We start from the raw sequence: 299 nt of genomic DNA on the forward strand, positions 1-299 counted from the left end.
CGACGGTCAGGCCCGGCCTGCGGTTGACGAAGTGCAGCACACGATGATGGGCGCGGCCGAAGCCGTAATCGGCAAGGATCTGGTCCGGATCGGAGGTGAAATCGCGATAGGCGAAGAAAAACAGTTCGATGATGGCGAAGTCGATGCCGTCCTCATCGGTGATGGCCGTCCTGATCGGTTTTCCGGCTGCGGGGCTCGTCATCATTTCTCCATGCGAGGCGGGAATTATGTCAGTACTATTGACGTAATTTCCGGGCAATGATAATTTTTGACAAGCTTTTCGGCGGATTGCGAACGAA

1 protein-coding gene is annotated in these 299 nt (G+C 55.2%); it reads right to left on the minus strand.

Annotated elements, in window-relative coordinates; translation table 11 throughout:
* Positions 1-202, minus strand: a 202-nt coding sequence (locus EN851_RS35460; protein WP_281041136.1) for a helix-turn-helix domain-containing protein, incomplete at its 3' end; no start/stop codon positions are given.
* Between the last annotated feature and the right edge of the window lie 97 nt (positions 203-299).

Origin of the sequence: Mesorhizobium sp. M8A.F.Ca.ET.208.01.1.1 (assembly GCF_004791315.1) — a bacterium.
Lineage (GTDB): Bacteria > Pseudomonadota > Alphaproteobacteria > Rhizobiales > Rhizobiaceae > Mesorhizobium.